We start from the raw sequence: 25113 nt of genomic DNA, 5'->3' as shown, positions 1-25113 counted from the left end.
AAAAACCGCTGACCCATAATGGATCAGCGGTTTTGTCGGTTAGCGAATGATTAGTCTTCCCACTTGATGGATTCGGTCGGGCAGCCATCTTTCGCGTCGAGCGCGTCAGACAGGAGCTCTTCCGGAATTTCCACGAAGCCTTCGAGGCCGCCTTCGAGCTTTACGAATGCGTAGCCGTCGTCGTCGGACTCGTATACATCCGGTGCAGTGCTGTAGCAAGCACCGCAAGCGATGCAGGTATCTTTGTCAACAAAAGTTTTAGCCATGACAATACACACTCCTTCTTATCTTCTGTGGTAGATTATAAACCAAATTCGGGCAACGTGCAATGCGAACAAACACAGAAATCCCCTGTCCTATTGTGTCACAAAAGGGAAGGAGTGAAACATATGCAGGAGTAGATCGTTCATTCTGCTATTTTCAGCACTTTTTGCCTGTATCGAAGTGTGTAGTTGTAGTATAACACACAAGAAAGAGATTGAGAATCATTTTCAACGAAAATTTCTCCCCAATCCCCTGCCAATTTTTAGAGGAATTTGTTGGTCCACGTGTTTAAGCGGTAGGTGCCGTCCTTCAGCACTTCCACTTCATAGCTGGAGATGTGCGGGCCGTGGAGCAGGTTGTCGTCGTGATCCTGCTCGATCACCCAGATCCATTTGCCCTTTTTGGTGAACGTCGCGGCCTGTTCCGGCTGGAACACGCCAGGGTGGCCGCCGCGGGGGATGATCACCACCTGTGTCGTGCCGCCTCGGGTCTGTTCTTTGAAGAACTCCTCGGTCAGCGTCTGGGCCAGCGGCAACGAGTAGCCTTTTTTGCGGAGCTTTTCGGTGACTTCAGGTAGCGTTGTGACCTCTTGCACCACGCCGTTGTCGTTGGGCAGGACGTAGCCGGTCTTCGGGTCGGTCATCCGGGCCAGCTTCTCGCGAATCTCCCCCTTGGTCTGCTCTTCTGTCTTCTCTGCGACAGGCGCTGGGTTGGCTGCACCGCCGTTGGGCTCCGGCGTGGTGCCTTGGCCGCCCGTTTCGCCTTGGTTGCTCGCCGGCGGCGGTGTCGTCGGCGGCGGACTTTCCGTTTTTTGCGCGCACCCGACGAGCAGCCAGGCAGCTGCGCACAGGGCAAGCATCGTTTTGCGCATCGTACAGCCCCCTTCTCTTTTTGTACATACCTATGCAGAGAAGGCCGAAAAAAGGTACAGGCCGGGCAAAAAGAGACCACTGCAGCAACCTGCAGTGGTCTCTTGGGAGTGTTATCGGTGTTCGTCGCGAACGTGCAGGCGTTTGATCGTCTGCCATTGTTCGAAATTGTGATGCTTGCCGGTCGCCTGGTCTTCCTGTTTGCTGTCGGCGGCAAGGGCAGGCGTGGCAAGGGACAACAGGCACGCAAGTGCGGTCAGTCGGAGCAGAAATTTTTTCATTGGTGTTTTCCTCCATGGCTTTCTGCCCCTAGCATGCCCCAAAAGGCTTACTGTTCATGCACCGTCACTTGATCTCCGAGGCGCAGTTCGCCCGCGGCGGTCTGCTGCACTTGGAATTCATAGACCTTTTCTTTGACGATGATCACACCGTTCGAATCTTGCTGCTCGATGGCGACCGCGACCCTTACAGACTTGTCGGTGCGTTCGTTCAAGTAGATGTCGCCAAAACCGGCGATCGCGCCGCTCGCCTTTTGCGCAGCAAAATAAGCGATCACCTTCTGGCCGAGCAGACCGGGCGCATACGGGTGGATCAGGCGCGAGATCTGCACCGGGTGCCATTCGCCTTGACGCGTCTCCGCCAGGCGGACCCGGTAGGTGGTGTCGCCTTGCATGACGGTGATGGTGTTCAGCTCGTTCGACTGGGAGACCATCGCATTCGCCGCAAAGCCGAGGTCGGTCAGATGGCGGTAGACGACCTGATACGGGTCTTTTGCCCAGGCGTTTAGCTCCGGGGCGTTCTTGTAGACGCTGGCGAGCTTGCGGTTCAGCGGCGCTTCGGGCGGGATTGTACCGGGCGCCGGGCCGAACTGAACGCGGTTCGTTTCGATCACATTGCCGTTGGGATCGGTAAACGTGATCGTCTTCTCCCCGCTGTCGTCATCGTCAAATCCGGCGATGCCCCAGATGCTGACATTGCTGGTGTCGTCCTGTTTGGGCTCGTCATCTTGCGCGATGATGACGGTGACGTTGTTGCCGTCGACCTTGACATTGGTCGGCTTGGAGTCGACCGTCACGACCACCACGCCGCCGCGTGCAGACTCGGCATCGACCTTCTGCTTCTCGACGACCACGCCGGTCTGATCCTGCACTTTGCCGAGGTCGTTCTTGGAGACGGCGGCGACTTGCACGGCCGGCTTGGCCTTGACCTTCTCCTGCTGGATCAACTGCGGCGCGGTGTTCTTGCCCGCTTCCGTCGTGCCGGCCAGGCCGGCCGGAGCCGGATCGTTTTGCACGGCCAACGGCTGCATGACCTGTTCCGGCTGCGGCTGCGGCGTGGCGGTCAGCTCCGGATTGAACAGGCCCCACGCATTGGAGAGCCCGACAGCAAGCACGAGCGCGGCCGCTGCGGTGAGCCCCGGCCAGAAGTAGGCGGGACGGCGACGCTGCTTTTTCAATACTTTCGGCAATTCCGGCTCCATCATCGTCACGAAGCTTTTCTCCGGCATCACCTTCGGCAGGCTGCCAAAGGCGGCTGCGAGCTTGCTATAATCTTCCCGTTCCCGGCGGCAATCGTCACATGATGCGGTATGCGCCTCCAACAGCTCCAATTCCTGAGCTGTTGCTTCCCCGTCCAGCTCAGCCTGAATCAGTTCGCGATATCTGTCATGTGTCATTCTTGATCACCTCCATAGAACAGCGATTTTAATTTCTCTCGTCCGCGAAACAATCGGGTCTTGACCTGAGCTTCGGTCAACTCCAGCACTTCGCCGATCTCCTGATAGGACATCTCGTGCACGTGGCGAAGCACGATCACTTCGCGGTAGTTCTCGGGGAGCGCAGCGATCGCCCGATGCAGGCGCTCCTCGGTCATCTTCATCTCCACCTGCTGCTCGACGGACGACTCGCTCGACTGCAATCCTTCGTCCAGTTCAACGACCGTCAGCCGCTTCTTGCGAAGCTGTTCGCGAAAGGTGTTGACCACGACGCGGTGAATCCAGCCGCGCAGCGAGCCCTGTCCCTGATACTGCCCAAGTGAACGGCAGACTTTCCAAAGGCTCTCTTGTGTGATGTCTTCTGCATCTGCCTTTTTGCCGGTCAGGTAGTACGCCGTTTGGTAGATAAACGGTTCGACCGTACGCAAAAATCGGGACAGCGCATCCGGACTGCGCAGTGCGTCTGCCACGATCTCTTTATCTTGCATACGTCTTCCTCCTTATGTAATACGATGTTGAGTACGGGATAAAAGTTTCATGCGTACGTAACAATTCCGCACAAAAATTCGTTCTCCTGCAAATGGAAACGGCCAACCTCCTCAGAGGCTGGCCGAAAGATCGATCGGACAGACCCTCCGGAGTCTGTACCTCGGGAGGGTCTGGGCTTAATGCAGATGTTTATCGTGTTGTGCCGTATGGGCGAGCAGTTCCTGAAGGCGCCGGGTCTCCGCGTCCACCGGATTGAAATCGGCGGGGCGGATCACTTCCCAGCGCGGAAAGAGGTCGCGGCGCACCATTTGCGAAGGGGTCAAATTGTTGTCCGGCTGCATGCGAAACAGCTGCTGGATCGCCGCTTCGTCGAAGTTCTGCGGGAGCTGTCTCATTCTTCGCCCCAGACGACGAGGTCGTCCGCTTCTTTGTCGCTCGCGTCTTCATGGCTGAAGCCGCCGACTTTCATCAAGGAGACGAGCAGCTCAGCCATGTCGTGCGTCGCCGAGTTGGGATTGTCGGTCGGGTGATCGAGCGGCACTTGGATGCTGCCTTTGATCACATAGGTGTCCTGACCGATGTGCCCAACCGGGGTCAAGAGCGAGATGCTCAGGGTGCCGGCGATCGATTTGACGTTCTCCACGATCTCTTCATCGGTACGCTTATTGAGGCTCGGCACATGAATCATGTAGGCGACGTGCACTTCGTCTTCCGCCTGCTGGCAGTCGAGATCGCACCACGGGCTGTTTTCATCGAGCAGGTCGAGCCGGGCCCGGATCTGCGTGCTGAGGTCGCCTGTCACCGAGCCAAGCGGCAGTTCGAGGCGGGAACGGACGACGGTGACGGGGGCCATCTCGTCGAGAATATCGATAAACATCTTGATCCACGTTTCGTACATAGAAGAAAGACCCCTCCCTTTTCGGTCATAGATGGGTACAGGGTAAGTATCTTTCCTGCGTACTCCCTCTATACGGAAAAAAGGACGGGACTTTCTGGGTCACTTTATTTTTTGCTGTGCACGAGTTTGAGGTGTTCTCTGCGCAGTTTGCGCTCGGTGTCTTCCGGACGGCTCAACAGGTGGTCGGCGCGGCCGCGCATCATTTCCCGGGTGCAGTCGATCTGCTCAATGGCCACCGTCAAGTCGACAAAAGTGCGGATGAACTTGCTCGTGTCAAGTTTTAGAATTTCGTGGCGCTGGTCAGAAATCTGTTTTGAGAGTTCGCACAGCTGCGCGACTTTTTGTTCTAAGCTCTGTGTCATCGCGGTACCTTCCCCAGTTGTTCTTACTATAAAGGTACGATGAGTTGACTGGGCAGATCAATCATCTAATATTTCCAGAGCTGTCGGCACAAGAAAAAGACGGCGCTAGGAAGCGCCGCCCTGATCAGGTTGTGACATGTCGATCTGACCGTTTCTGGCGGCCATTTCGGCTTCTGCAAAGCGAATCATCTTGCGTACCATTCCTCCGCCGATCTTGCCGACTTCGCGGGTGGTCATCTCACCCCAGCCTTTTTGCTGAATGTCGTCGTCAAGTCCGAGTTCTTGCGCCACCTCGTACTTCAGGTGTTCAAGTGCCTCTTGCGCGTTTGGATTCAGCACCCGTCGATGATTGCTCATCAGACGCCACCCCCTTATGGCGTAGCGTGTGCGGGCAGCCACGTTTTGATGCGCAAGGCGTTGTGGCGGGAGATGACTTCGATCGCCCCTTGGCGGTCGGTGCGCCAGATGACGGCATTTGCCTGCTCCAGCTGTTGAAGCGTCGAAGGGGCGGGGTGGCCGTAGCGGTTCTTGGCGCCGACGGAGAGGATGGCGTGGCGGATGGTGAAGCCGGGCGCGCTCGCGTTTTTGCTGCCGTGGTGCGGGACTTTGAGCACGTCGACGTGCCGGAGTTGCGCGGTGGGCTGTTCGGCGTCGGCGGTAAAAAGGAAGGTGTGGTCAAGCGTGTGCAGGGAGAAGACGAGAGAGTTGGCGTTGGAGTCGGTAAGATCAGAAATTGCGGATGGCGAGCTTGCCGGGTTCCAGAATCGGGCTGTGATGCCGTCTTCAAGCGTGATGGATTGGCCGGCCCGCGGTTCGAGGATCGGGATGCGCTTTTGCCTGATCTGGTGGAGAAGCTCTTGGAAAAAGGGGCTCGGGTCGCTGCTGTTGGAGACGAGCACTTGGCCCACTGGAAAGTGTTCCAGCACAGCTGCAGCTCCGCGGATGTGGTCTTCGTCCGCATGTGTCAGCAGGAGCACGTCGATGCGGTCGATGCCATAAGAAGCGAGTGCCGGAACGACGACGCGCTTGCCTACGTCATAGTCGCTGCGGATGAAGCCGGGGATGCCGCCTGCGTCGATGAGCCAGACGCGGCCTTGGGGTGTCTGGATGATGGCAGAATCGCCTTGGCCGACATCGAGAAAAGTGACGCGCAGCGGCTGGTCGTGAACCAGCAGGGGCAGAACGAGGCAGATGGCAAGAATGGCGAGGCTTTTGGCCTGCTTGCGCTGTGCGAAGAGCCACCACCAGGCATAATAGCTGAACAGCCACCACAGCGGCGGCGCCTGGTAATTGCGCACGAGCCAGCGGGCTTGTCCTGCGTATTGAAGCGGAAGGATGAGCAGGTCGAGCAGCAGCCGCGCCACACAGGCCGGCAAAAATGCCGCGAGCGGATGAATCAAGCCAAGCAGCATGGTGAGGACGGCGAGCGGGACTAAAACGGTCAACAGCGGCACGATCAGGAGGTTGGCGAGCAAAGTGAGCGGAGTGAAGGCGGGGTAAAACGTGAGGACGAGCGGGATCGACATCAGTTCGGCAGCCAAGGTGACCGCGAGGAGTGTGGAAAGTCTGCCGGGGAACTTTTGGAACAGAAAGCGCAGCCGGTCGGGGAGCAAGAGCAGTCCGATCGTGAGGATCATCGTCAGCTGAAAACCGGGTTCGTACAGCGTCTGCGGATTTAGCAGCAGCGCGATCCATCCGGCCAGCGCCCATGAGGTGAACAGATCGGTCTCGCGCGCGACGAGGCGCGACACCAGCCAGACGATCGCCATCGTGCAAGCCCGCAGGACGGAAGGTCCGCCACCGGTGATGCCGCCGTAGAGCAGCACGAGCAGGATGCCGAGCAGGTAACGGTTGCGGTCCGATATGTGCAGGCGTTTGAACAGCGCCAGAAACGGCAACAGGATCATCGCCACATTTGCGCCTGACACCGCCAGAATGTGCACGACGCCCATTACACGAAACGAATCCATCGTCACGTCGTCGATCTCCGAGGTGATCCCGAGCACCAGCCCTGCGACCACAGCGCCTTGATCGCCGGGGAACTGTTCGTTGACCACGCGGAGCAGCTGCTGACGGATCGGGAGAAAAAAGCGTCCCTGCCATCCCCGGTCATCATGGCCGAGCAAGCGGTAGTGCTTCGCGTTCAGCGCATAATGAATCCCTTGGCGCGCATAATAAGACTTCGCGTCAAATGCGCCCGGATTCCGCGCCGGGGACGGCGTTTCCAGCACGGCTGAGATCTCCAGCACATCGCCGTAGCGGAGTGCCTGCTCGCGGCTTTGTTTGATATGCACCACAGCGCTCTCGCCGCCTGTCGTGTCCAATCGAAAGCGCCAGACCCCCTTTTTCCAAACGGGCTCTGCGGCCACTTTCCCCTGCACGACAACGTCCTGACCCACATAGGACTCCATGGCCGGGCGGTGTCCCCACTCGTAGCCGCACGCATAGAAAAGGCCAGCTGCCCAGGCGAGCGCGAAGGTTGGCGTCAACAGCAAGCCCGCTGTGGCTGCCATTCCCTGTTTGAGACGGCGCTTCAAAAGCGGAAGCGAGAGGCTGACGACAAGCACGGCAAGCAGCAGGCAGAGGACGAGCCAGCCATGCGCTGACAGCGGAACTTGAGCACAGCCGATTCCCGCTGCAAAAGCAAGTCCATGCAACAGAAGCGGTCTCCACCACATCGCTATTCGACGTAGACCTTGTCGCGGAGCCCGTCGATCAGTTTGGCGCTGAGGCCGGATACCTGTTTGAGATCGTCGACTTGAAAGAAACGGCCGTGGGATTGTCGGTGGTCGAGGATGGCTTGGGCGCGGATCGTGCCGATGCCGGGGAGGGTGTCGAGCTGGTCGAGCGTGGCGGTGTTGAGGTTGATTTTGCCGGCTTGTGCGGCACTCTGCTGGTCAGCAGCCTGCTTTCCTTCGGCCGGCTGGTCCGGTACAGACACTTGGCCACCGTCTGTGAGCGCCTGGGCGAGGTTGATCTCGTCGAGCTGAGCTCCTGCCTTGGAGCCGCCGGCCGCTTCGATCGCGTCGATCACGCGGGAGCCTGCTGGCAACTGGTACACGCCCGGCGAGTTCACAGCGCCTTTCACATGCACCTTGATCTTCCCTGCCGCCTGTGCGGGCTGTTGTGCGGGTTCCTGATCCAGCACCACGCCTTGAGCGGCCTGCAGGTCGTCTTGGCCTCCGTAGAGATAGACGCTTCCGGCGAGCAGGATGCCGATCAGCAACACCAGGAGCAGCGTGCGTTCTTTCTTTTGCATGTTCACAAGTTCTCTCCTCCTTTCTGGGCTTCCCGGCTTCTATTCGCCTCCTGCAAAATGTTTTCCTGCCGTCCGTCAAAGGTAGTCAGCGTCTGACAAAATCTTACCTGCATCCTGCTACCCCATCGCGCCAACCCTAACGCTATCACACCTTTGCCCGAGGAGGTCGACTCCGTCATGATGCTGGAAAAATTTATCCCGAGCCTTCATCTGCACACCATCTATGACATCGATTTAGACAAGCTGCAAAGCAAAGGGATCAAAGGCGTCATCACCAACCTCGACAACACGCTCGTCGAACAGGACAGCACCTACGCAAACGAACAGCTGACCTCCTGGCTGCAAAAGATCCGCGACCGCGAAATGAAAGTGGTGATCGTCTCCAACAACCGGGAGCTGCGCGTCTCCTCGTTCGCGCGGCCGCTTGGCATTCCATTCGTCTACGAGGCGCGCAAACCGTGGGGGCATCCCTTTTCCCGGGCCTTGAAGCTGCTCCACACCACCTCCCGCGACACGGTGGTGATCGGGGATCAGCTGCTGACCGACATCGTCGGCGGCAACCGGTCTGGCTTCTTTACGATCTGGGTCGATCCGATCTCGGAAAAAGAGGGCTGGCCGACGAAAGTAAATCGCTTTATTGAGCGCCAAATTTACAGCTATTTGAAGAAAAAGGGGTACATGCCATGGGACGATCACCTCTAGTGTGCTTGTAAGTCCTGCCTGTATGGGGTACAATGGTACGTGCCATTTTGATACGGAAAGAGAGGACTGCAAATGCTCACATCTAGCATGGAGGATTACCTGGAAAAGATCTATGAGCTGATGAAAGAGAAAGGGTACGCCCGGGTCTCGGACATCGCCTCCTCGCTGTCTGTGCAGCCGTCCTCTGTGACCAAAATGATCCAGAAGCTTGACGAAAAGAAGCTCGTCACCTATGAAAAATACCGCGGGATCGTCCTGACTCCGCGCGGCGAGCAGCTCGGCAAGCTGATGAAGCAGCGCCACAAGATGCTGGAGGAGTTCCTGCGCATGCTTGGCGTCTCGGAGCAGACGATTCAAAATGATGTCGAAGGCATCGAGCATCACGTCTCCCCGACCACGATGGACGCGCTGAACAACCTCGTGTTGTTCTTCCATCAGAATCAGGAGTGTCTGACCGAGTTTAATGAGTTCTGCAAAGAACTGGAGGATTTGAAAGAGGTAGACCGCGATAAACAGTGACCCCGGACGATGCCGGGGTTTTTTTCGTTCTGGACACACGCCTAGACGTTTAGCATAATAAGATGGTTAGCAGAAAGGAGTGAGCGGATGAAACGGAAAATCAGAGTGGGGATCGTCTTTGGCGGCATGTCGGGCGAACACGAAGTCTCCATCAATTCTGCTCGATCAGTCATCGAGAATCTGGATCAGAACAAATTTGAAATCCTCCCGATCGGCATCGACAAGGCGGGCACGTGGCATGTCGGTCTCGGCGCTTATCATGCACTGGGTGCGCCGATCCCGCCGCAACTGCTCACCGATGGTGTGCACGAGGAACAGCTGGCCGAGCTGGTGCCGGTGGCGCAAGGCGCCGTCCTGCCGATGCAGTCGGTCGGTGACATAGATGTGGTGCTTCCGATCCTGCACGGCCCGTTTGGTGAAGACGGCACGGTGCAGGGGCTGTTTGAACTGCTCAACCTGCCGTATGTCGGCGCAGGTGTTCTGGCGTCGGCCGTCGGCATGGATAAAGCGATGATGAAGAAAGTGTTCGCCGAAGAAGGGCTGAACCAGGCGCGCTATGAAGTGGTGCTGCGCTCGGCGTTCGAGCGCGAGCCGGGCGCGGTCGTGGAGCAGGTGGAAGCGTCGCTCGGGTATCCGTGCTTCATCAAGCCGGCGAACCTCGGGTCGTCTGTCGGCATCTCCAAGGCGAAGAACCGCGAGGAGCTGTTCGACTCGCTGCGCTTGGCGGCGAAGTATGACCGCAAGCTGATCATCGAAGAAGCGGTCGACGGCCGTGAGATCGAAGTCGCCGTGCTGGGCAATGAGCAGCCGGCCGCCTCGGTGGCAGGTGAGATCGTCTCTTCCGGCGAGGAGTTCTACGACTACAACGCCAAATACATCGACGGCGACTCGGTGATGGTCATCCCGGCCGAGCTGACGCCGAAGCAGTCGGACGAAGTGCGCGCACTGGCGCTGAAGGCGTTTCAGGCGATCGACGGCTCGGGGCTGTCCCGCGTGGACTTCTTCCTGTGCCGCCAGACCGGCGAATTTTTGATCAATGAGATCAACACGTTCCCGGGCTTCACGATCTTCTCGATGTATCCGAAACTGTGGGAAGTGACCGGGCTGCCGTACGATCAATTGCTGGAGAAGCTGATTGAGTTGGCGCTCGAACGGCATGAAGACAAGAACCGTGAACGATAAGACAAAAAAGCCACGCCCTGACGGCGTGGCTTTTTTGATGCATGGAAAAGCGGGCTGGGAGAGTTCCCAGCCCGCTTGCTTGACGTATTTTACAGACCCAAGAAGTGTTGTACGACTTTGCCTTCAGCGGTGTACAAGGTGCCGTCCGTGCCGAGGATATGGTGGCCGCGGGCGCCTTGGAGCTCGATGGCGTGGTACGGGTGCGGGAGCTTGGCGTCACCGCGGTAGAATGCCTTTTGCACGGTCGGGATCTGGACGGAGGCGTAGTTGCCTGCGCGCACCAGCGACTCGGCCAGCTTGATCACTTTCGCATAGCGGGTCGACGCCGCGCCTGCAGCAGCCGTTTCTGCCGCAGCTGCATCGACCGCTGCGTGGCCGCCTGCGGTGAGGTAGTTGTGGATCTCCGCCTGCAGGGCCGACAGATCTTCCATCGCCAGCAGCGCGGCCGGGAAGGTGTCGACCTTACCGCCTTCGACTACAAGGCGCAGCTCGCCGCGCTCTTCGAGCAGGGAGACAGCCTTGATCAGTTCGTCCGCGAGGGCAACATTCACCGCCGCAGCTTCGTTCGCTGCTGCCGAAACCGCTTTCGCAGACGAAACTTGATTCACGGCCGTTGCCGTTTTCTCAGCCGGGGCTTTCTTCGCTTCCGAAGCGGCTTTCGCGGGAGCTTTCTTCGCAGCCGGGGCTTGTCCGGCGCGCTCGTTCAGGATCGATGCCAACTGCTCGTAAGCGGCCGCTTCGATCTCGTACAAACCGCCTTTGACCTGCGGGGCGAACTTCTGCCCGGTCAGTTCTTGCAGTTCGTCACGGGTGATCCCGTTCTGTTTCGATTCCAGCACAACGTCATACGTAAACGGTACATGATATGAAAACTCACCCGTCTGTCCCGGGTAAGTCATCTCTTCAGCAATGACAACCGGCTCGGTCACATGACCAATCGCAAACACGGCGTTGGAGCCGCTGTTGGCCTTAGTTTCCAGCAACAGAACAGGACGAGTCGTCTGGCTGAGTTCCTGTGCTTTGTTCTCTTCTTTGAACGAGATCCGTTCGAACAAAGCGTCCCCCTTCTGACGCCAGACTTGTTTGATGTAGTAAGTATTTGATTCACTCATCTCTGCGTATTCCTCCCGGATTAACGAATTCCATAGCGTGACTAATTCTCTATACAAGTGCAAAATCCTTCAGGTAAATTCCACCGCGCGAAAAGAAAAGCCCGTGCAGATGCGCTCTGCAGGGGCTTCTCCCATGACTTACGCGATGACCAGGTTGACCAGTTTGTTCGGCACCACGATCACTTTTTTGATCGCCTTGCCTTCGATCAGGGCGTGAACTTTCTCCGAGCTCATCACCGCCGCTTCCACCTCTTCGCGGGTGGCTGCAGCCGGGAAGACCAGCTTGTCGCGGACTTTCCCGTTGATCTGGACGACATATTCGATCTCATCGAGCACCAGCGCCGACTCGTCGTATTGCGGCCAGTCGACTCGGATCAGCGACTCCTGCTTGCCCATCATCTCCCACAGCTCAGAGGTGATGTGCGGAGCAGCCGGGTAGAGCAGGCGGACCGCCGTCTCGATCGCTTGCGCCTTCAGCGCCGCATCCGCTGCTTCCGGATAGGCGTAGATCGCGTTGACCAGCTCCATGATCGCCGAGATCGCCGTGTTGAACTGATAGCGCTCACCGATGTCTTCGCTGACCTTCTTGATCGCCGCATGCATCGCCATGCGCATCTTCTTCTCCGCTTCACCGACGATGTTCGGCGTGCCGCCCGCCGCGATGATGTCGGCGTGCGACTCGACCAGACGCCACACCCGGCTCAGGAAGCGGTGCGCCCCTTCGATGCCGGTGTCGCTCCACTCCAGATCGCGATCCGGCGGCGCTGCGAACAGCATGAACACGCGCGCGGTGTCGGCGCCGTACTTCTCGATGATCTCTTCCGGCGAGACGACGTTGCCTTTCGACTTCGACATCTTCGCGCCGTTCAGCACGACCATGCCCTGGGTGAGCAGGCTTTCGAACGGCTCTTCGAAGTTGACCAGACCGGCATCGTACAGCACCTTCGTGAAGAAGCGGGAGTACAGCAGGTGCAGCACCGCATGTTCGATGCCGCCGATGTACTTGTCGACCGGCAGCCATTTGTTGACCGCTTCGGTGTCAAATACTTTCGTGTCATCCTGTGCGGAGATGTAGCGCAGGTAGTACCACGAGGAGTCGATGAACGTATCCATCGTGTCGGTCTCGCGCTTCGCCGCACCGCCGCAGGACGGGCAGGTCGTGTTGACAAATTCCTCGTTCGTCGCCAGCGGCGACTTGCCTTTCACGCCGAAGTCGACGTGTTCCGGCAGCAGCACCGGCAGCTGATCTTTCGGTACCGGCACGGTGCCGCAGGAGTCGCAGGAGATCATCGGGATCGGCGCGCCCCAGTAGCGTTGGCGAGAGATCAGCCAGTCGCGCAGGCGGAACGAAGTGGTCATCTTGCCCACGCCCATGCCTTCCAGCTTCTCGACGATCTTGACCAGCGCCTCGCGGTTGTGCAGGCCGTTGAAGTCGCCGGAGTTGATGAGCGTGCCGTCTTCGGTGATCGCCGCCGTCAGCGTTTCCGGCAGGCCCCCCGCCGGCTCGATGACGACCGGGATCGGCAGTTCGTACTTGGTCGCGAATTCGAAGTCGCGCTCATCGTGCGCAGGAACGCCCATCACAGCGCCGGTGCCGTAGTCGGGTAGCACGTAGTTGGCGATCAGGATCGGCAGCTTCGCGCCGGTCAGCGGATGGATCGCCGACGCGCCGATGTGGATGCCTTTCTTCTCCGCGTCGGTCGAGGTGCGCTCGATCTCGGACGCTTTGCGCACTTCGTCGACGAACGCCTTGACCGCCGCTTCGTTGTCCTGGCCTGCGATCAGCTTGCCGACCAGCTCATGCTCCGGCGCCAGCACCAGGTAGGAGACGCCGAACAAGGTGTCCGGGCGGGTGGTGAAGACGGTGACTGTCGCGTCGGTGCCGTCGATCTGATAGGTGATGTCGGCGCCGGTGCTCTTGCCGATCCAGTTCTTCTGCATCGTTTTGACTTTGTCCGGCCAGCCCGGCAGATTGTCGAGATCGTTCAGCAGGCGGTCAGCGTACTCGGTGATGCGGAAGAACCATTGTTCGAGGTCCTTCTTGACCACCTCGGTGCCGCAGCGCCAGCAGCCGCCGTTTTCCACCTGTTCGTTCGCCAGCACCGTCGAGCATTCCGGGCACCAGTTGACGGCCGCTTTTTTCTTGTAGGCCAGATCGCGCTCATAGAACAGCTGGAACAGCCATTGCGTCCACTTGTAGTACTCCGGCGAGCAGGTCGCCAGTTCGCGGGACCAGTCGTAGGACGTGCCGAGTTCCTTTTGCTGCTGCTTCATGAACTCGATGTTTTCGTAGGTGGAGACGTTCGGATGCACGCCATGCTTGATCGCGTAGTTCTCCGCTGGCATCCCGAAGGCATCCCAGCCCATCGGGTGCAGCACGTTGTAACCGTGCTGTTTCTTAAAGCGGGCGACAACATCGCCGATCGTGTACACGCGGACGTGGCCCATGTGCAGGCGGCCCGACGGATACGGGAATTGCTCCAGCGTGTAGTAATACGGTTTGTTCGGGTCGTTTTCGGTCGCAAAAGCCTTGGTTTCTTCCCAATGAGTTTGCCATTTTTGTTCGATGTCTGCAGGTACATAGCGTCGTTCGCTCATGTAGGTTGACCTCCTTTTGAGATGGCTGTTTGCGCAAAAGGGACGTGAAAACAAATAAAACCTCCCGCCCCCAGCGCTGGTTCGCTAGGGACGAGAGGTTAGGAGTAACATTCCCGTGGTACCACCCTAATTCAGTGCCCTCAGAAGCAGATCGGGCACTCTCATTAAAAGTCCTGTAACGCGGACGAGACGGCATCGGGTACTGGTAGTTCCCCGCTGCAGCTCCGAGGCGAGTTCATTCTCCGAAACGTACCGACTCGCACCACCCGTCGGCTCTCTGAAAAGTTCGTCGAACTACTATTCCCCATCAACGCCATTGCTTTCGACATAATGTTTCACTTGTTGTTTGTAGTATACGCATTCCCAATTCGTTTTGTCAACAAAGTACAAAATGAACTTTTGTGTTTTTTCAGGAGACATTAGTCTTTGAAATATGGAAAGAGTCGCGAAGCAGCTCCCAATGCGCTTCCAGCGTGCTGCCGTGGACGAGGCAGGAGATGCCGGCGAGACCGAGCTCCGAGACGAGGTGCAGCTTCGCTGCGATGCTGCGCACATCCTCATACCAGACTTCCCGCGTTTCGCCGACTTCATTCTTGTAGATGAACATCGGCGCCATCGCCCGGTCGTCCCACTGGATCTGCTTGGGCGGCAGTACCTCTTCGTCGCAGTGCCCGTGCAGGATCAGCGTCGGCAACTGGTCGGGCTGAAACGGCAGCGCCCAGTCGTAGCCGAAAAAAGGCAGCCCGAGCAGCAGTTTGCGGCGCGGCACCATCGTCAGCGCGTGCCGCAGCGACCGCTTGATCGGAGCCAGCGGCGCCAGCGCCATCGGCGGTCCATCCAGCCGTCCGAACTCTTCGTCTGCATTCCAGACCAGCCGGTCGACGTGATGGTTAAGATACGGCACGTCATACGCCCCGGTGCGCGGGTGTTCCGGTTCCTCGTGCTCATGCGCCGGCACGCCGAGATAGAGCATCCCGCCGGAGCGCCGCACGCGCAGCCCCAGCTCGCGGACAAAACCGTTGACCAGCGGGCGCAGGGCGGGCTTCAACTGCGGCAGTTCCAGATGCAGCCCGCGAAAGCCATGCTCCTGCATCACCGCGCGCAGTTCGGAGAAAAAGGCGCGGCGGCTCGGCAGATGGCTGAACAGCCGAGCTGCCGCCTCCCCGTCGGCCATCGTGAGCAAGAGCAAGTTCTCCGCCTTGGCCCGTCTCGTCTCGGCCAGCAGGCGGCGCGAAAGCAGCGGGGGCAACCGCAGCCGCCCGTCGCTCTCGGCGATGCCATAGGCGACAGAGACGGAGGAGACGCTGCCTGTCGCCTCATCCATCGTCAGCAGGTCGAGGTCTTCTTCTTGCACCTCCCAGCGCATGTTGACCTCGATCGTCTTCTTCTCCAGCACCGGCATCGGTAACGTCAAACAAACGCCCGGCTTCAGCGTCTCGCCCGTGACAAGATTGGCGGCGTGCAGCATCCGCTCCGGCATATGAAAACGATTGGCGACCTTTTTGACCGTATCGCCCGTTTGGACTTGATAGGTGAGCAGCGTGGTTGGCACGGGTGTCGGCACGAGGAGCGAGCAGCCCGGCACCAAGGCGTCGTCGACCCATCCGTTCGTCTGTTGGAGCCCCTTGGCACTCACCCCGTAGGCGTGGGCGATGCCGGGTAAGGTTTCCCCTTTTTTGACCAGATGTACAAACATGCCAGGCGTTCACCCTCTCCCTTTGGAGTACCCATAAGGTATTCGCCCAGAGAAAAAAGCGTGAAGGGTCCGGAAAACAGAAAAAGCGCCCCGAGCCAATCCGGGCGCTTTCCCTATTTTGCGACAAAAAAAAGGCGTTCTGCAGAATCTGTTGGCACGTCCCACCGAAAGTCAGCATATACTTCTACTGTTTGAAAACCTGCCGCTTTCAAGAGACGCTCCACCGTCCCGATGTCGTAAGCGCGTTGAACGTGGTATTCGTGAAACCTCCGATACAACTGCTCCTCTTCATCCTCCAAAGCAAAAAACGTGATGTCGTACTCGACAGTCGCCGTCGCTTCATCGAACCGGCTCTGCCAGAGGTAGGTCACGTCCTCACCGACTTCATAAAATACATTTTGCCCGAGCTTCTCGCGCAGCTTGTAGACGCTGTGCATGTCAAACAGAAACAGGCCGCCGGAACGCAGCTGTGTCTTGACGCGTTGGAAGATCTGCGCGAGATCGTCCTCGTCTGTGATGTAGTTCAACGAGTCGCAAAACGACACAGCCAGGTCGCACGCTTCCGGGAGGTAGAGCTCCCGCAGATCTTGACAGAGAAAACGAAGCCGTGAAGAGTGGGAGGAAAGCTTCGCTTCCGCCTGCGCCAACATATCCTCAGAGAGGTCGACGCCGGTCACTTTGAATCCCTGCTCATAGAGAGCGATGGAGATCGTGCCCGTGCCGCAGCCCAAATCGGCGATATGGCGCGGCATGAGCTCATACCGCGCCAGCGCCTGCTCCAAGAAGGTCATCCAAGATTCGTACGGGGCATCCTGCATCAACTGGTCGTAGAAGTAGGCAAATTCCCCGTAGCTTTGTTCGTGATCCTTCACCGGATGGTCCTCTCGTTACACAATGCTCAGCTGTTTCGCGTCCCCCCAGACGCGCTCCAGGTTGTAGAATTCGCGTTCCTCTTGGCGGAACACATGAACCACGACATCACCAAAGTCAAGCAAAACCCACCGTGCCTCATCATAACCTTCCATCGATTTGATGATGCTTCCTCGCTTGGCAAGTTTTTCGCGCACGCCATTTGCGATTGCTTGCACTTGAGTGTTGGAATTCCCGCTGCAGATTACAAAATAATCAGCGATCACCGACAGTCCTTGTATATCAAGAACCACCACATCATTCGCTTTCTTATCTGCGACAGCGTCAGCCGCATTACGCGCCAATTCCAAGACTCGATCGCTCATTTGCATGCCTCCTAAGTAAGTTTGGGACTACAGGTAGTACAGTATATTCGAGGTGTGGCATTAAAGTGTCCGCCTGTCCTTCAGCGCACGCCACAAATCGTTGCGCGCCACGATGGTCAGTGGAAAAATAGGCTTGTTTTTGTCGAGCAGGAAGCGAATCGTGTTGTCGAACGCGGAAGCCAGGGCCAGGTCGAGGTCCGCTTCCGCTTTTTCGCGCAGGTCGTGGACGGCCGGATAGTCGCGGCCCGCTTCTATGTAGTCTGCCAAGCACACCACTTTTTCCAGCGGTGTCATCCCGGCGCGCCCGGAGGTGTGATAGCGCACAGCATCTGCGATGTCTTCGTCTTCAAGGCCGAAGACATCGCCGAGCATCGACGCGGCGATCGGTCCGTGCAACATCTCCGCCACTTCAAAGAAAGCGGGGTCCACGCCCCGTTCCTTTGCCGTCTCGTACCACTTGTCGACCGGCCATTCCCGCGCATAGTCGTGAATCCACGCGGCGAGGCGCGCTTTTTCCACGTCGACGCCAAAGCGTCGGGCGAGCTGGTCGGCCGCCTCGACAACGCCGCTGACGTGCTGGAAGCGGCGCGGACTCAAGGTCTGACGAATGAGTTCTTTAATCTGGGATTCGTTCATACAACTTGTTCTCCTCACTATACCCTATGACCTTTTGGGGAACGAGATGCTCAACCGAAAGATTCTTTACGAGACGCTCACGGATCCATGTGGAGGAGATGTCAAGTCCCGGGATCTCCACATACTGAACGCGGCACGCCACTTCCGGATGGAGCGCGAGCGCCGTGCAGGCGCTGGTCTTCAGGTCAAAGCCCGGTCGCGTGACGGCGAGGACGGTCGCCAGCTCCATGATCCGGTCGACCGCGCGCCACTTGGGCAGGATGTGCAGGTTGTCCGCTCCGATGATGAAAAACAGCTCCGCCTCCGGGTGCTCAGCGTGAAAGTGCTCCAACGTGTCGACCGTAAACGACGGTCCCGGGCGATTCACTTCCCAGTCGCTGGCCGCAAACTGCGGCGCGCCTTCCAGCGCGAGTTGCACCATGCGCAGGCGATGCTCGCCCGCCGAGATCTTCTTGCCGACTTTCAGCGGATTCACCCCGGCCGGCACAAACAGCACCTTGTCCAAGCCGGCCTGCTCCAGCGCCACTTGCGCGGCGACCAGATGGCCGATGTGTACCGGGTCGAAGGTGCCGCCAAAGATGCCAAGACGCACCGTCAGCACCTCCTCTGCTCTCTTCGTGCTGCTGCAGGTTAGCGCGGCAGTTCGATCTGTTTGTTTTCTTTCGACTCCTTGTACAGGACGACCGTCTTGCCGATCAGTTGCACCAGCTCGGCGCCGGAGCGCTCCGCGAGGTCACGGGCGACGACGTTCTTGTCCTCTTCGCAGTTCTGCAGGATCGAGATCTTGATCAGCTCTTTCGATTCCAGCGCCAGGTTGATCTGTTCAATCATGTTGTCAGAAACGCCGCCTTTGCCCACTTGGGTCACCGGGGTTACGTGGTGAGCCAGCGCGCGCAGATGACGCTTTTGTTTTCCAGTCAGCATATGGTTCATACTCCTTCTTGTTCTGAGGCTTGGTACCAAAGATTGAGTATAGCACTTCTACAAGCAGGATTCCACCGTTTGCCGCATCACATCCACCGGCGCCCGCTCACCCGTCCAGAGCTGAAACGCATGCGCGCCTTGGTGCACAAACATGCCCAAGCCCCCGGAGACCACGCAACCGCGCGCTTTCGCCTCGTGCAAAAAGCGGGTCTGGCGCGGGTTGTAGATCAGATCGCTGACCAGTTGCCCCGCCTGCAGGCCCGCGGTGGGCACCGGCACGGCGTCGGTCTGCGGATGCATGCCAACCGGCGTGGTGTTGATGATCAGGTCGTACTCGGCAAGCTCCGCTGCTGCCTCTTCCATCGTGATGCCGTCTGCCGCTGCATGCGTGCGCAGATGCGCCGCCAACTCCGCCGCTCGCTCCTGCTGCCGGGCAGCGATCACGAGGCGCTCCGCTCCGTTCAAAGCCATTTGCACCGCAACCGCGCGCGCCGCGCCGCCTGCGCCGAGCAGCAGCACCCGCTTGCCTTGGATCTCGATGCCCGTCTCTTCCTGCAGGGCGGACAAGTAGCCGATGCCGTCGGTGTTGTAGCCGGTCAAAACACCTCCGTCGTTGACGATCGTGTTCACCGCCCCGATCAACTCCGCCTCCGGGGAGATCTTGTCGAGCAGAGGCAGCACGGCGACTTTATGCGGGATCGTCACGTTGACTCCGCGCAAGCCGAGCGCGCGAATGCCGGCCACAGCGTCAGGCAAGCGCTCCGGCTCGACCGCAAAAGCCAGATACGCGCAGTCGAGGCCAAGCCGGGCAAATGCGGCGTTGTGCATCTGCGGGGACTTGGAGTGTGCGACCGGATACCCGAACAGCCCCACGCACATTGTCGAACTGGAAAGCATGTCCATCTCCCCTTTTTCTTCAGTGTAATGCATAGAAAAAAGACCCGCAACCGCGGGTCTTCCGATTAGCGACGGAATTCCATCTGTACCATCATGCCGTTTTCATGGAACGAGAAAGTCAGATCGTACAGCTGGTAGTCGGACAGCTCCGGCTGCTCTTCGCGCACCGCTTGCACCTCATGGCGCAGATCGTTCATCAGTTGCTCAATGCGCAGTTCTTCGCAGCCCGACCCATTCATGACAAATCGTTTGATAAATCGACGGCGCTCTTTTGTCATCGTTTCCAAACAGATCCCCTCCGCCCTTTTAAGGTGTGTATCTAAGGTGTATGGGGAGTTATGTTGAAATATGACAAACGAACGCCCTCTGCTAGAACGGCAATTTCGACTGCTGCGTTAAATCAAGGCGCGGCGCGTGTGCACCTCAACGCCTTTGGGCACATGCACGACCACGTGCGTGTAATGCATGCCGCGCACGGTGATCCAGCCGAGCCCGGAGATCACGATGTCCTGCGGGTGGCCCGACTTCAAGGTGATCCGGTGCGGCACGAGACCGCGCAAAGAGTCCGGGCACGCGTCGCAGGGCGGGGTGAGCAGCGTGCCGAGATGGTTGGCGTACAGCTCGTCCGCCCGCTCCAGCTTCGTGCGGTGCACGTTCAGCTGGTTGGCCGCATAGACGGAGAAGCCCTGCTTCGGCCCCTCCACGTAGTCGAAGCGCGCCAAGCCGCCGAGGAACAAGGTCTGCTGGTCGTTCAGCTGGTAGGTCTTCGGGTTGATGTAACCTTCCGGCGTGATGTCGCGCAGCGATTTCGGGCAGACGAGGTCGGTCAAGCGATGCGTCGTCATGATTCCCGGCGTATCGATCAGATCGCCGCTGTGGTTTGGCAGATCCATCCGGATCGTCGACAGCGTGGTGCCCGGATAGCGGGACGTGGTGATCTCCGCGCCTTCTTCATGGCCGTAGAGATTCAAAAGGCCGTTGATCAACGTCGATTTGCCGACGTTGGCGGTGCCGACGACATAGACGTCTTTGTTGCCGATGCGCTGGTCGATCGCCTCTTTGACAAATTCGATGTTGATCCGCTTTTTCGCCGAGATCAGGATGATGTCGTCGACGCGGACGCCTTGTTTCTCGACTTCTTTTTTCAGCCAGAACTCGACGCGTTCAAAATTGGTCACCTTCGGCAGCAGGTCCGCTTTGTTGGCGACGAGGATGATCGGGTTCTTCCCGACGTATTTGTTGATCTCTTTTACCCAGGACCCGGCGAAATCGAACAGGTCGACCACTTTGACGACCAGGGCCGGACGCTTGCCGATGTCGCGGAGAATCTTCTGGAACCCTTCGTTGTCGAGCGAGACGGGCGCCACGTCACTGTAGTGCTTGATGCGGTAACAGCGCTGGCAGACCGGATATTCGCGTTCGATCACCGAATTCAGCGGGGCATAGCCCGGCTTTTCTTTTTCCTCGGTCTGGATGGCGATGCCGCAGCCGGTACAAGTCAAATCAAATTCAGACATTCGTTGTTCACTCCCAAGGAATCATTCCGCGGCGGCGCAAGATCGAAAACGCAACGCGTTCCATCGCGCGCAGCACTTTGGTGCCGATCCATTCTTTGTCGGCCACAGGCATGACGAGGATCGTATACATGTTCATGCGATTGCCGCCGAGCACGTCGGTAAACAGCTGGTCGCCAATGACGACCGTCTCTTCGCGCTTGGTGCCGAGCACTTCCAAAGCGCGCAGAAACGGCGCGCGCTTCGGTTTGCGGGCGCGGCCGATGAACGGGATGTTTAACGGCTTCGAGAACTTCTCGACGCGGTGGTCTTTGTTGTTCGAGACGACGCAGACTTTGATCCCGCGGGTATCGCGGACATGATCGAGCCATTCGATCAGCTTCGGCGTCGCGTCCGGCTCATCCCAGCGCACCAGCGTGTTGTCAAGGTCGGTGATGATGCCTTTGACCCCGCGCTGCTGCAGTTCATCCAGGTCAATGTGAAAAACCGACTCTACATAGAGATCGGGAATCAGTTGTTTTAACATTCTTGTTTTCACCTCAAAAGGGAATCCCGTTGTAGTAGCATTCCATCCACCTGTAGAGAATATCACAGAAGAGAAGATTCTGCCAATAAATCGGCCAAACGCGAAAAAGCCTCTGCTCCCGGCTCGAGGGAAGGACAGAGGCTTTTTCGTTTGTTGCTATACTGTTGTATTGTTTCTATTAGACAAAAGAACAAAGAAATCCTTTTCGACACGAATGGTAATTTTTTACCGAATTATCTCAGATTGGAAATGTGTTTGGTTAGCCAATTGACGGTTTCTTCCAACATTCCCAGCGTGATGAAATGGTTGAGCTTGGCAGACGTTAGTACTTTGTAGTCTAATAAAAACAAAAAGAAGCGGCCGTCGACAGGACGCCCGCTTCGGAACTCTAGAGTTAGGTATTAGATGTAGGAACGGGCTCCAAGATAACGTGCGCCCCAGTAGCCGCCGTTCAGCGAATCGACTTTGACGCCGTCCGAAGAGGTAGCGGAAACGAATTGGCCGTTGCCGATGTAGATGCCGACATGAGTTGCGCCCGGGCCGTAGGTGGAGAAGAAGACGAGATCGCCCGGTTCCGGAGCTGCTGTGGCGGAACCGCCTGCATACATGTCTGCGGCGATGCGCGGAGCTTGCACGCCATATTGCGCCAACACGTAGGTGACATAGCCGGAGCAGTCAAAGCCGCTCGGCGTGTTGCCCGCCCATTGGTACGGAACACCGACATATTTCATCGCCGTGTCGACCACTTTCGGGGTGGCTGGGCGAAGCTTGGCTGCTTTCGCTTCGATCAGCGGACCGGTGGTCGCGCCGACTTTGCCGTTTTGTTCAAGGCCGTTGGCCGCTTGGAACTTCTTGACCGCCGTCGCGGTGATTTCACCGTAGTAGCCGGTGTTCTCCGGATAGCTGAAGAACCCGAGCAGACGCAGGTCCTGCTGAAGTTTCGTGACGTCAGCGCCGGTGGAGCCGACCTGCAGCATCTGCGGTCCGTACGGAGCAGGCGCTGCCAGCGCGTCCGTTACCGCCAGCGGAGACATGGTGACGAATGTTGCCAGCAACAGAGTTTGCACAAAACGCTTCATATGATATGTAGACCTCCCGTAAGGCCTCCGAGGTTAGTTGACGGGTTCGGGTCGAGAGCAACCCTCCGCCCGCAGGCGGTTCACCCCAAAAATCTAAAATCTCCCCCGTACTGAAAATGTTTCAGATTCGGCCAATTTCTCAACATGGACAAGTCTACCATACAAATTGTCAGATTTCAATCAAATCACTAGATTTAAGCCTGCTCGGTGGTCAGCTAAAAAGCCCATCCGTTACCGGATAGGCTGTTCGCATGTGTCATAGAGCAGTCGACCGATCTGCCCCATCAGTCCATGCGCGTCTTTGCGCTCGATGATGTTTTTGCTAAACACGGAGACGGCAAACGTATTGCGCGGGAAATAGAGCAGCCCCATGTCGTGGTCGGTGCCGTTCACCCAGCCGGTCTTGTGCGCGCACTCCCAGAGTGGCAGAACGCCGACCGGGCCGTCCTGGGTCGGGAGCAGGCTCGGCAGGCCTTCGTTGTATTTTTGCTGTTTCATGATCTTGACCATCTCGGCACAGGCACGCCAGGAGACAACTTTGCCGTCGGCGATCAGCTTCAGCAGATGGGTCATGTCGCGCGGCGTGATCTTGTTGTAGTTTTCAATCTTGGCCGGGATGACGGAGATCTTGTTGTAAAAACCGCTCCCGGTCAGTCCCCATTCGGCCATCGCGTCTTGAATCGCCTGCGTGCCGATGCGGTCGATCAGGATGTTGGTCGCCGTGTTGTCGCTGTCGATGATCATCAGCATCGTGTAGTCGTAGATCGACAGCTCGAGGCCCGGGCTGAGATTTTGCAGCAGCCCGGAGCCGGTGACCATGTCTTCGGCGCGCAAGGCGATCTTTTCCTCAAAGCGCAGGTTGCCTTTGAACGCCTGATCGAACACCGCTGCCATGATCGGGACTTTGATGATGCTTGCGGCGTAAAACCATTCGTCAGGCTGATAGGTAAACTCGCTTTGCGATTCCAGATGGTAGATGGAGATCCCATACGTTCCGCGCGCTGCTTCGATCATTCGCTGCAAGGCGGGGGTCAGTGCTGCCAGCATGAACGACACTCCTCTCAAACTCTCTTACCTGTCTTGTTCTGCGGGTCGCGGCGTTCTTCCTGCACGCACATACTCGCTAATATCTTAACAAAACTCTGGAGATGCTAGATTCGATCGTTTATACTGGAACAAAGTGGAGGTGTATATCCATGGACGTATCCAGTGTGCAACAGGCGGTCAATCTCTGGGCGCTCAAACAGGCGATGGCGCTGGGCCAGTCCCAAGCTGCCGCGCCCGCTCAGCTGCAGATCGTCAACCAGTTGGCTGCGCTCGACCCGACACGCGGGCAGGCGATCGATATCCGGATCTAGCCCTTCCAGCAGAAAAGCCTGCCGCTCCTCTTGAGCGGCAGGCTTTTTCTGTGTTTACCCGTTCGGCAGGTCGTCACCCGGCTGGAGCAGCGGCGGGTTGATCTGCACGGTGTTCGGGTATTTCAAGCCCGCACCGGTGTTCAGCAGGAGCACTTTGTCGTTCTCGTTCAGCCAGTCTTGCGCTTTCAGCTGCTCGACGGCCGCATACAACGAGGCGCCTTCCGGACAGATGAACGCGCCGTCGAGGCTGGCCAGCGTCTGTTGCGCACGCAATGTATCTTCGTCGTCGATGGCGATCGCACAGCCATCCGTGTTGTAGACCGCTTCGAGGACGAGGAAGTCGCCGAGCGCTTTCGGCACGTTGACGCCAAAGGCGATCGTATCGGAGTCCGGCCAGAACTCCGACTCGCGTTTGCCTTCCTGCCAGGCTTTGACGATCGGTGCGCAGCCGCTCGCCTGCACGGAGACGAGGCGCGGCATTTTCTCGCCGATCCAGCCCATCGCCTGAAGTTCCTGCAGCGCTTTGTAGATGGCGATCAGGCCGACGCCGCCGCCTGTCGGGTAGAGGATCACGTCCGGCACCTCCCAGTTGAACTGCTCGGCGATCTCGTAGCCCATCGTCTTTTTGCCTTCAATGCGGTACGGCTCTTTCAGCGTCGACGCGTCAAACCAGCCGTTTTCGCCGACCGCTTTGCCGACGATTTTGCCGGCATCGGAGATCACGCCGTTGACGAGGTAGAGGTCTGCCCCGGAGACGGCCGTCTCGTTGCGGGTGATCTTGGGCGCATTTTCCGGCATCACGATGTAAGACTGGATGCCGGCGCGGGCCGCGTACAGCGCCCATGCGCCACCGGCGTTCCCGTTGGTCGGCATGGCCAACGTCTTCACGCCAACTTCTTTGGCTTTTGAGACGCCGACCGCCGCGCCGCGGGCTTTGAACGTGGCGGTCGGCAGAATGCCTTCATCTTTGATGTACAAGTTCGGCACGCCCGCTTTCGTCCCGGCGCGGGGAGCGGTGTAGATCGGCGTCATCCCTTCACCGAAGGAGACGATGTTTCGCTCGTCGCGCACCGGGAGCAGCTCTTTGTAGCGCCACAAGCTGGCCGGACGGGTAAGCAGGTCTTCTTTTTTCAGCATTTTGGCTGCCGCTTGCAGGTCGTAGCGGACGAGCAGTGGTGCGGCACACTCCCGGCAGAGCTGCTGGAGCTTGTCCGCATCATGGACGGTGCCGCATTTGGAACATTCCAGATGGGTCATCAAGCTGTTCGTGGTCATCGTTC

The 25113-nt window shown here is 58.2% G+C and carries 30 protein-coding genes, 1 riboswitch and 1 other annotated feature; of the genes, 4 read left to right on the top strand and 26 right to left on the bottom strand.

Features of this window, described 5'->3' with window-relative positions:
* Positions 1 to 50: 50 nt before the first annotated feature.
* The 11 genes from EV586_RS12755 to EV586_RS12710 form a co-directional block, all read right to left on the bottom strand.
* A complete protein-coding gene (locus tag EV586_RS12755; protein ID WP_087458844.1) occupies positions 51 to 266 on the bottom strand; it encodes a ferredoxin in 216 nt (71 codons plus the stop codon).
* Positions 267 to 526: 260 nt separating this feature from the next.
* Positions 527 to 1135 (bottom strand): hypothetical protein, encoded by a 609-nt coding sequence (locus EV586_RS12750; RefSeq protein ID WP_132945497.1) that lies wholly within the window; start codon positions 1133 to 1135, stop codon positions 527 to 529.
* Positions 1136 to 1246: 111 nt separating this feature from the next.
* Positions 1247 to 1414, bottom strand: coding sequence for a hypothetical protein (locus tag EV586_RS21155; RefSeq protein WP_165898577.1), 168 nt, complete (start codon positions 1412 to 1414; stop codon positions 1247 to 1249).
* A 47-nt stretch (positions 1415 to 1461) separates the two neighbouring features.
* Entirely contained in the window at positions 1462 to 2808 is a 1347-nt protein-coding gene (locus EV586_RS12745; protein WP_132945496.1) for an anti-sigma factor family protein, read from the bottom strand.
* Entirely contained in the window at positions 2805 to 3335 is a 531-nt protein-coding gene (locus EV586_RS12740; protein ID WP_132945495.1) for an RNA polymerase sigma factor, read from the bottom strand. The genes EV586_RS12745 and EV586_RS12740 overlap by 4 nt, the downstream gene beginning before the upstream one ends.
* Before the next feature lie 177 nt (positions 3336 to 3512).
* Positions 3513 to 3731: a hypothetical protein gene (locus EV586_RS12735; protein WP_132945494.1), complete on the bottom strand. Its 219-nt coding sequence runs from the start codon at positions 3729 to 3731 to the stop codon at positions 3513 to 3515.
* Entirely contained in the window at positions 3728 to 4234 is a 507-nt protein-coding gene (locus EV586_RS12730; RefSeq protein WP_132945493.1) for a hypothetical protein, read from the bottom strand. Before EV586_RS12730 ends, EV586_RS12735 begins: the two co-directional genes overlap by 4 nt.
* 104 nt (positions 4235 to 4338) lie before the next feature.
* Positions 4339 to 4596, bottom strand: a complete 258-nt coding sequence (locus EV586_RS12725) for a hypothetical protein (RefSeq protein ID WP_132945492.1) — start codon at positions 4594 to 4596, stop codon at positions 4339 to 4341.
* Positions 4597 to 4701: 105 nt separating this feature from the next.
* A complete protein-coding gene (locus EV586_RS12720) occupies positions 4702 to 4953 on the bottom strand; it encodes an alpha/beta-type small acid-soluble spore protein (protein ID WP_132945491.1) in 252 nt (83 codons plus the stop codon).
* Between the two features lie 14 nt (positions 4954 to 4967).
* Positions 4968 to 7253, bottom strand: a complete 2286-nt coding sequence (locus EV586_RS12715) for a DNA internalization-related competence protein ComEC/Rec2 (RefSeq protein ID WP_165898576.1) — start codon at positions 7251 to 7253, stop codon at positions 4968 to 4970.
* Between the two features lie 23 nt (positions 7254 to 7276).
* Positions 7277 to 7855: a ComEA family DNA-binding protein gene (locus EV586_RS12710; protein ID WP_243653041.1), complete on the bottom strand. Its 579-nt coding sequence runs from the start codon at positions 7853 to 7855 to the stop codon at positions 7277 to 7279.
* A 177-nt stretch (positions 7856 to 8032) separates the two neighbouring features.
* Here EV586_RS12710 and EV586_RS12705 point away from each other — a divergent pair, with 177 nt between their 5' ends.
* The 3 genes from EV586_RS12705 (at position 8033) to EV586_RS12695 (ending at position 10258) form a co-directional block, all read left to right on the top strand.
* A complete protein-coding gene (locus tag EV586_RS12705) occupies positions 8033 to 8557 on the top strand; it encodes a YqeG family HAD IIIA-type phosphatase (RefSeq protein WP_347812675.1) in 525 nt (174 codons plus the stop codon).
* A gap of 72 nt (positions 8558 to 8629) precedes the next feature.
* On the top strand, positions 8630 to 9076 hold the full coding sequence (gene mntR / locus EV586_RS12700; RefSeq protein WP_132945488.1) for a transcriptional regulator MntR: 447 nt from the start codon (positions 8630 to 8632) through the stop codon (positions 9074 to 9076).
* 87 nt (positions 9077 to 9163) lie between these two features.
* Positions 9164 to 10258, top strand: coding sequence for a D-alanine--D-alanine ligase (locus EV586_RS12695; protein ID WP_132945487.1), 1095 nt, complete (start codon positions 9164 to 9166; stop codon positions 10256 to 10258).
* 89 nt (positions 10259 to 10347) lie between these two features.
* Here the strand turns inward: EV586_RS12695 and EV586_RS12690 are convergent, their stop codons facing one another.
* The 14 genes from EV586_RS12690 to EV586_RS12625 all read right to left on the bottom strand — a co-directional run bounded on the left by EV586_RS12690 (position 10348) and on the right by EV586_RS12625 (position 23522).
* On the bottom strand, positions 10348 to 11370 hold the full coding sequence (locus EV586_RS12690; RefSeq protein WP_132945486.1) for a hypothetical protein: 1023 nt from the start codon (positions 11368 to 11370) through the stop codon (positions 10348 to 10350).
* Positions 11371 to 11508: 138 nt separating this feature from the next.
* Positions 11509 to 13968: a leucine--tRNA ligase gene (gene leuS / locus EV586_RS12685; RefSeq protein ID WP_132945485.1), complete on the bottom strand. Its 2460-nt coding sequence runs from the start codon at positions 13966 to 13968 to the stop codon at positions 11509 to 11511.
* Between the two features lie 83 nt (positions 13969 to 14051).
* Positions 14052 to 14288, bottom strand: a binding site (T-box leader).
* An 89-nt stretch (positions 14289 to 14377) separates the two neighbouring features.
* Positions 14378 to 15664, bottom strand: a complete 1287-nt coding sequence (locus tag EV586_RS12680; protein WP_132945484.1) for a LysM peptidoglycan-binding domain-containing protein — start codon at positions 15662 to 15664, stop codon at positions 14378 to 14380.
* 113 nt (positions 15665 to 15777) lie between these two features.
* Positions 15778 to 16536, bottom strand: a complete 759-nt coding sequence (locus tag EV586_RS12675) for a class I SAM-dependent DNA methyltransferase (protein ID WP_132945483.1) — start codon at positions 16534 to 16536, stop codon at positions 15778 to 15780.
* Between the two features lie 15 nt (positions 16537 to 16551).
* Positions 16552 to 16899, bottom strand: coding sequence for a ribosome silencing factor (rsfS, locus tag EV586_RS12670; RefSeq protein WP_132945482.1), 348 nt, complete (start codon positions 16897 to 16899; stop codon positions 16552 to 16554).
* Between the two features lie 60 nt (positions 16900 to 16959).
* On the bottom strand, positions 16960 to 17535 hold the full coding sequence (gene yqeK / locus EV586_RS12665) for a bis(5'-nucleosyl)-tetraphosphatase (symmetrical) YqeK (protein ID WP_132945481.1): 576 nt from the start codon (positions 17533 to 17535) through the stop codon (positions 16960 to 16962).
* Positions 17516 to 18127, bottom strand: a complete 612-nt coding sequence (gene nadD / locus EV586_RS12660) for a nicotinate-nucleotide adenylyltransferase (protein WP_165898575.1) — start codon at positions 18125 to 18127, stop codon at positions 17516 to 17518. The genes yqeK and nadD overlap by 20 nt, the downstream gene beginning before the upstream one ends.
* A 38-nt stretch (positions 18128 to 18165) precedes the next feature.
* Positions 18166 to 18459 (bottom strand): ribosome assembly RNA-binding protein YhbY, encoded by a 294-nt coding sequence (gene yhbY, locus EV586_RS12655; protein WP_132945479.1) that lies wholly within the window; start codon positions 18457 to 18459, stop codon positions 18166 to 18168.
* A gap of 57 nt (positions 18460 to 18516) precedes the next feature.
* Positions 18517 to 19356, bottom strand: a complete 840-nt coding sequence (gene aroE, locus EV586_RS12650) for a shikimate dehydrogenase (protein WP_132945478.1) — start codon at positions 19354 to 19356, stop codon at positions 18517 to 18519.
* A gap of 65 nt (positions 19357 to 19421) precedes the next feature.
* Positions 19422 to 19643, bottom strand: coding sequence for a hypothetical protein (locus EV586_RS12645; protein WP_132945477.1), 222 nt, complete (start codon positions 19641 to 19643; stop codon positions 19422 to 19424).
* A gap of 108 nt (positions 19644 to 19751) precedes the next feature.
* Complete coding sequence (yqeH, locus tag EV586_RS12640; RefSeq protein ID WP_132945476.1) at positions 19752 to 20873, bottom strand: ribosome biogenesis GTPase YqeH; 1122 nt, start codon at positions 20871 to 20873, stop codon at positions 19752 to 19754.
* 7 nt (positions 20874 to 20880) lie between these two features.
* Entirely contained in the window at positions 20881 to 21396 is a 516-nt protein-coding gene (locus EV586_RS12635; RefSeq protein ID WP_132945475.1) for a YqeG family HAD IIIA-type phosphatase, read from the bottom strand.
* Between the two features lie 401 nt (positions 21397 to 21797).
* Positions 21798 to 22475 carry a C40 family peptidase gene (locus tag EV586_RS12630; RefSeq protein ID WP_132945474.1) on the bottom strand — a complete coding sequence of 226 codons (678 nt, stop codon included), beginning with the start codon at positions 22473 to 22475 and terminating at the stop codon, positions 21798 to 21800.
* Positions 22476 to 22483: 8 nt separating this feature from the next.
* A riboswitch (cyclic di-AMP (ydaO/yuaA leader) is annotated at positions 22484 to 22618 on the bottom strand.
* Positions 22619 to 22706: 88 nt separating this feature from the next.
* Entirely contained in the window at positions 22707 to 23522 is an 816-nt protein-coding gene (locus EV586_RS12625; protein WP_132945473.1) for a serine hydrolase, read from the bottom strand.
* 149 nt (positions 23523 to 23671) lie between these two features.
* Here EV586_RS12625 and EV586_RS21150 point away from each other — a divergent pair, with 149 nt between their 5' ends.
* A complete protein-coding gene (locus EV586_RS21150) occupies positions 23672 to 23833 on the top strand; it encodes a hypothetical protein (RefSeq protein WP_165898574.1) in 162 nt (53 codons plus the stop codon).
* Positions 23834 to 23887: 54 nt separating this feature from the next.
* Here the strand turns inward: EV586_RS21150 and EV586_RS12620 are convergent, their stop codons facing one another.
* Positions 23888 to 25108, bottom strand: a complete 1221-nt coding sequence (locus EV586_RS12620) for a threonine synthase (protein ID WP_132945472.1) — start codon at positions 25106 to 25108, stop codon at positions 23888 to 23890.
* Positions 25109 to 25113 lie beyond the last annotated feature (5 nt).

The sequence above is a fragment of the Tumebacillus sp. BK434 genome, assembly GCF_004340785.1.
Taxonomy (GTDB): domain Bacteria; phylum Bacillota; class Bacilli; order Tumebacillales; family Tumebacillaceae; genus Tumebacillus_A.
Note: the sequence above shows the minus strand (reverse complement) of the source record. Positions and strands in the feature narration are given on the sequence as shown.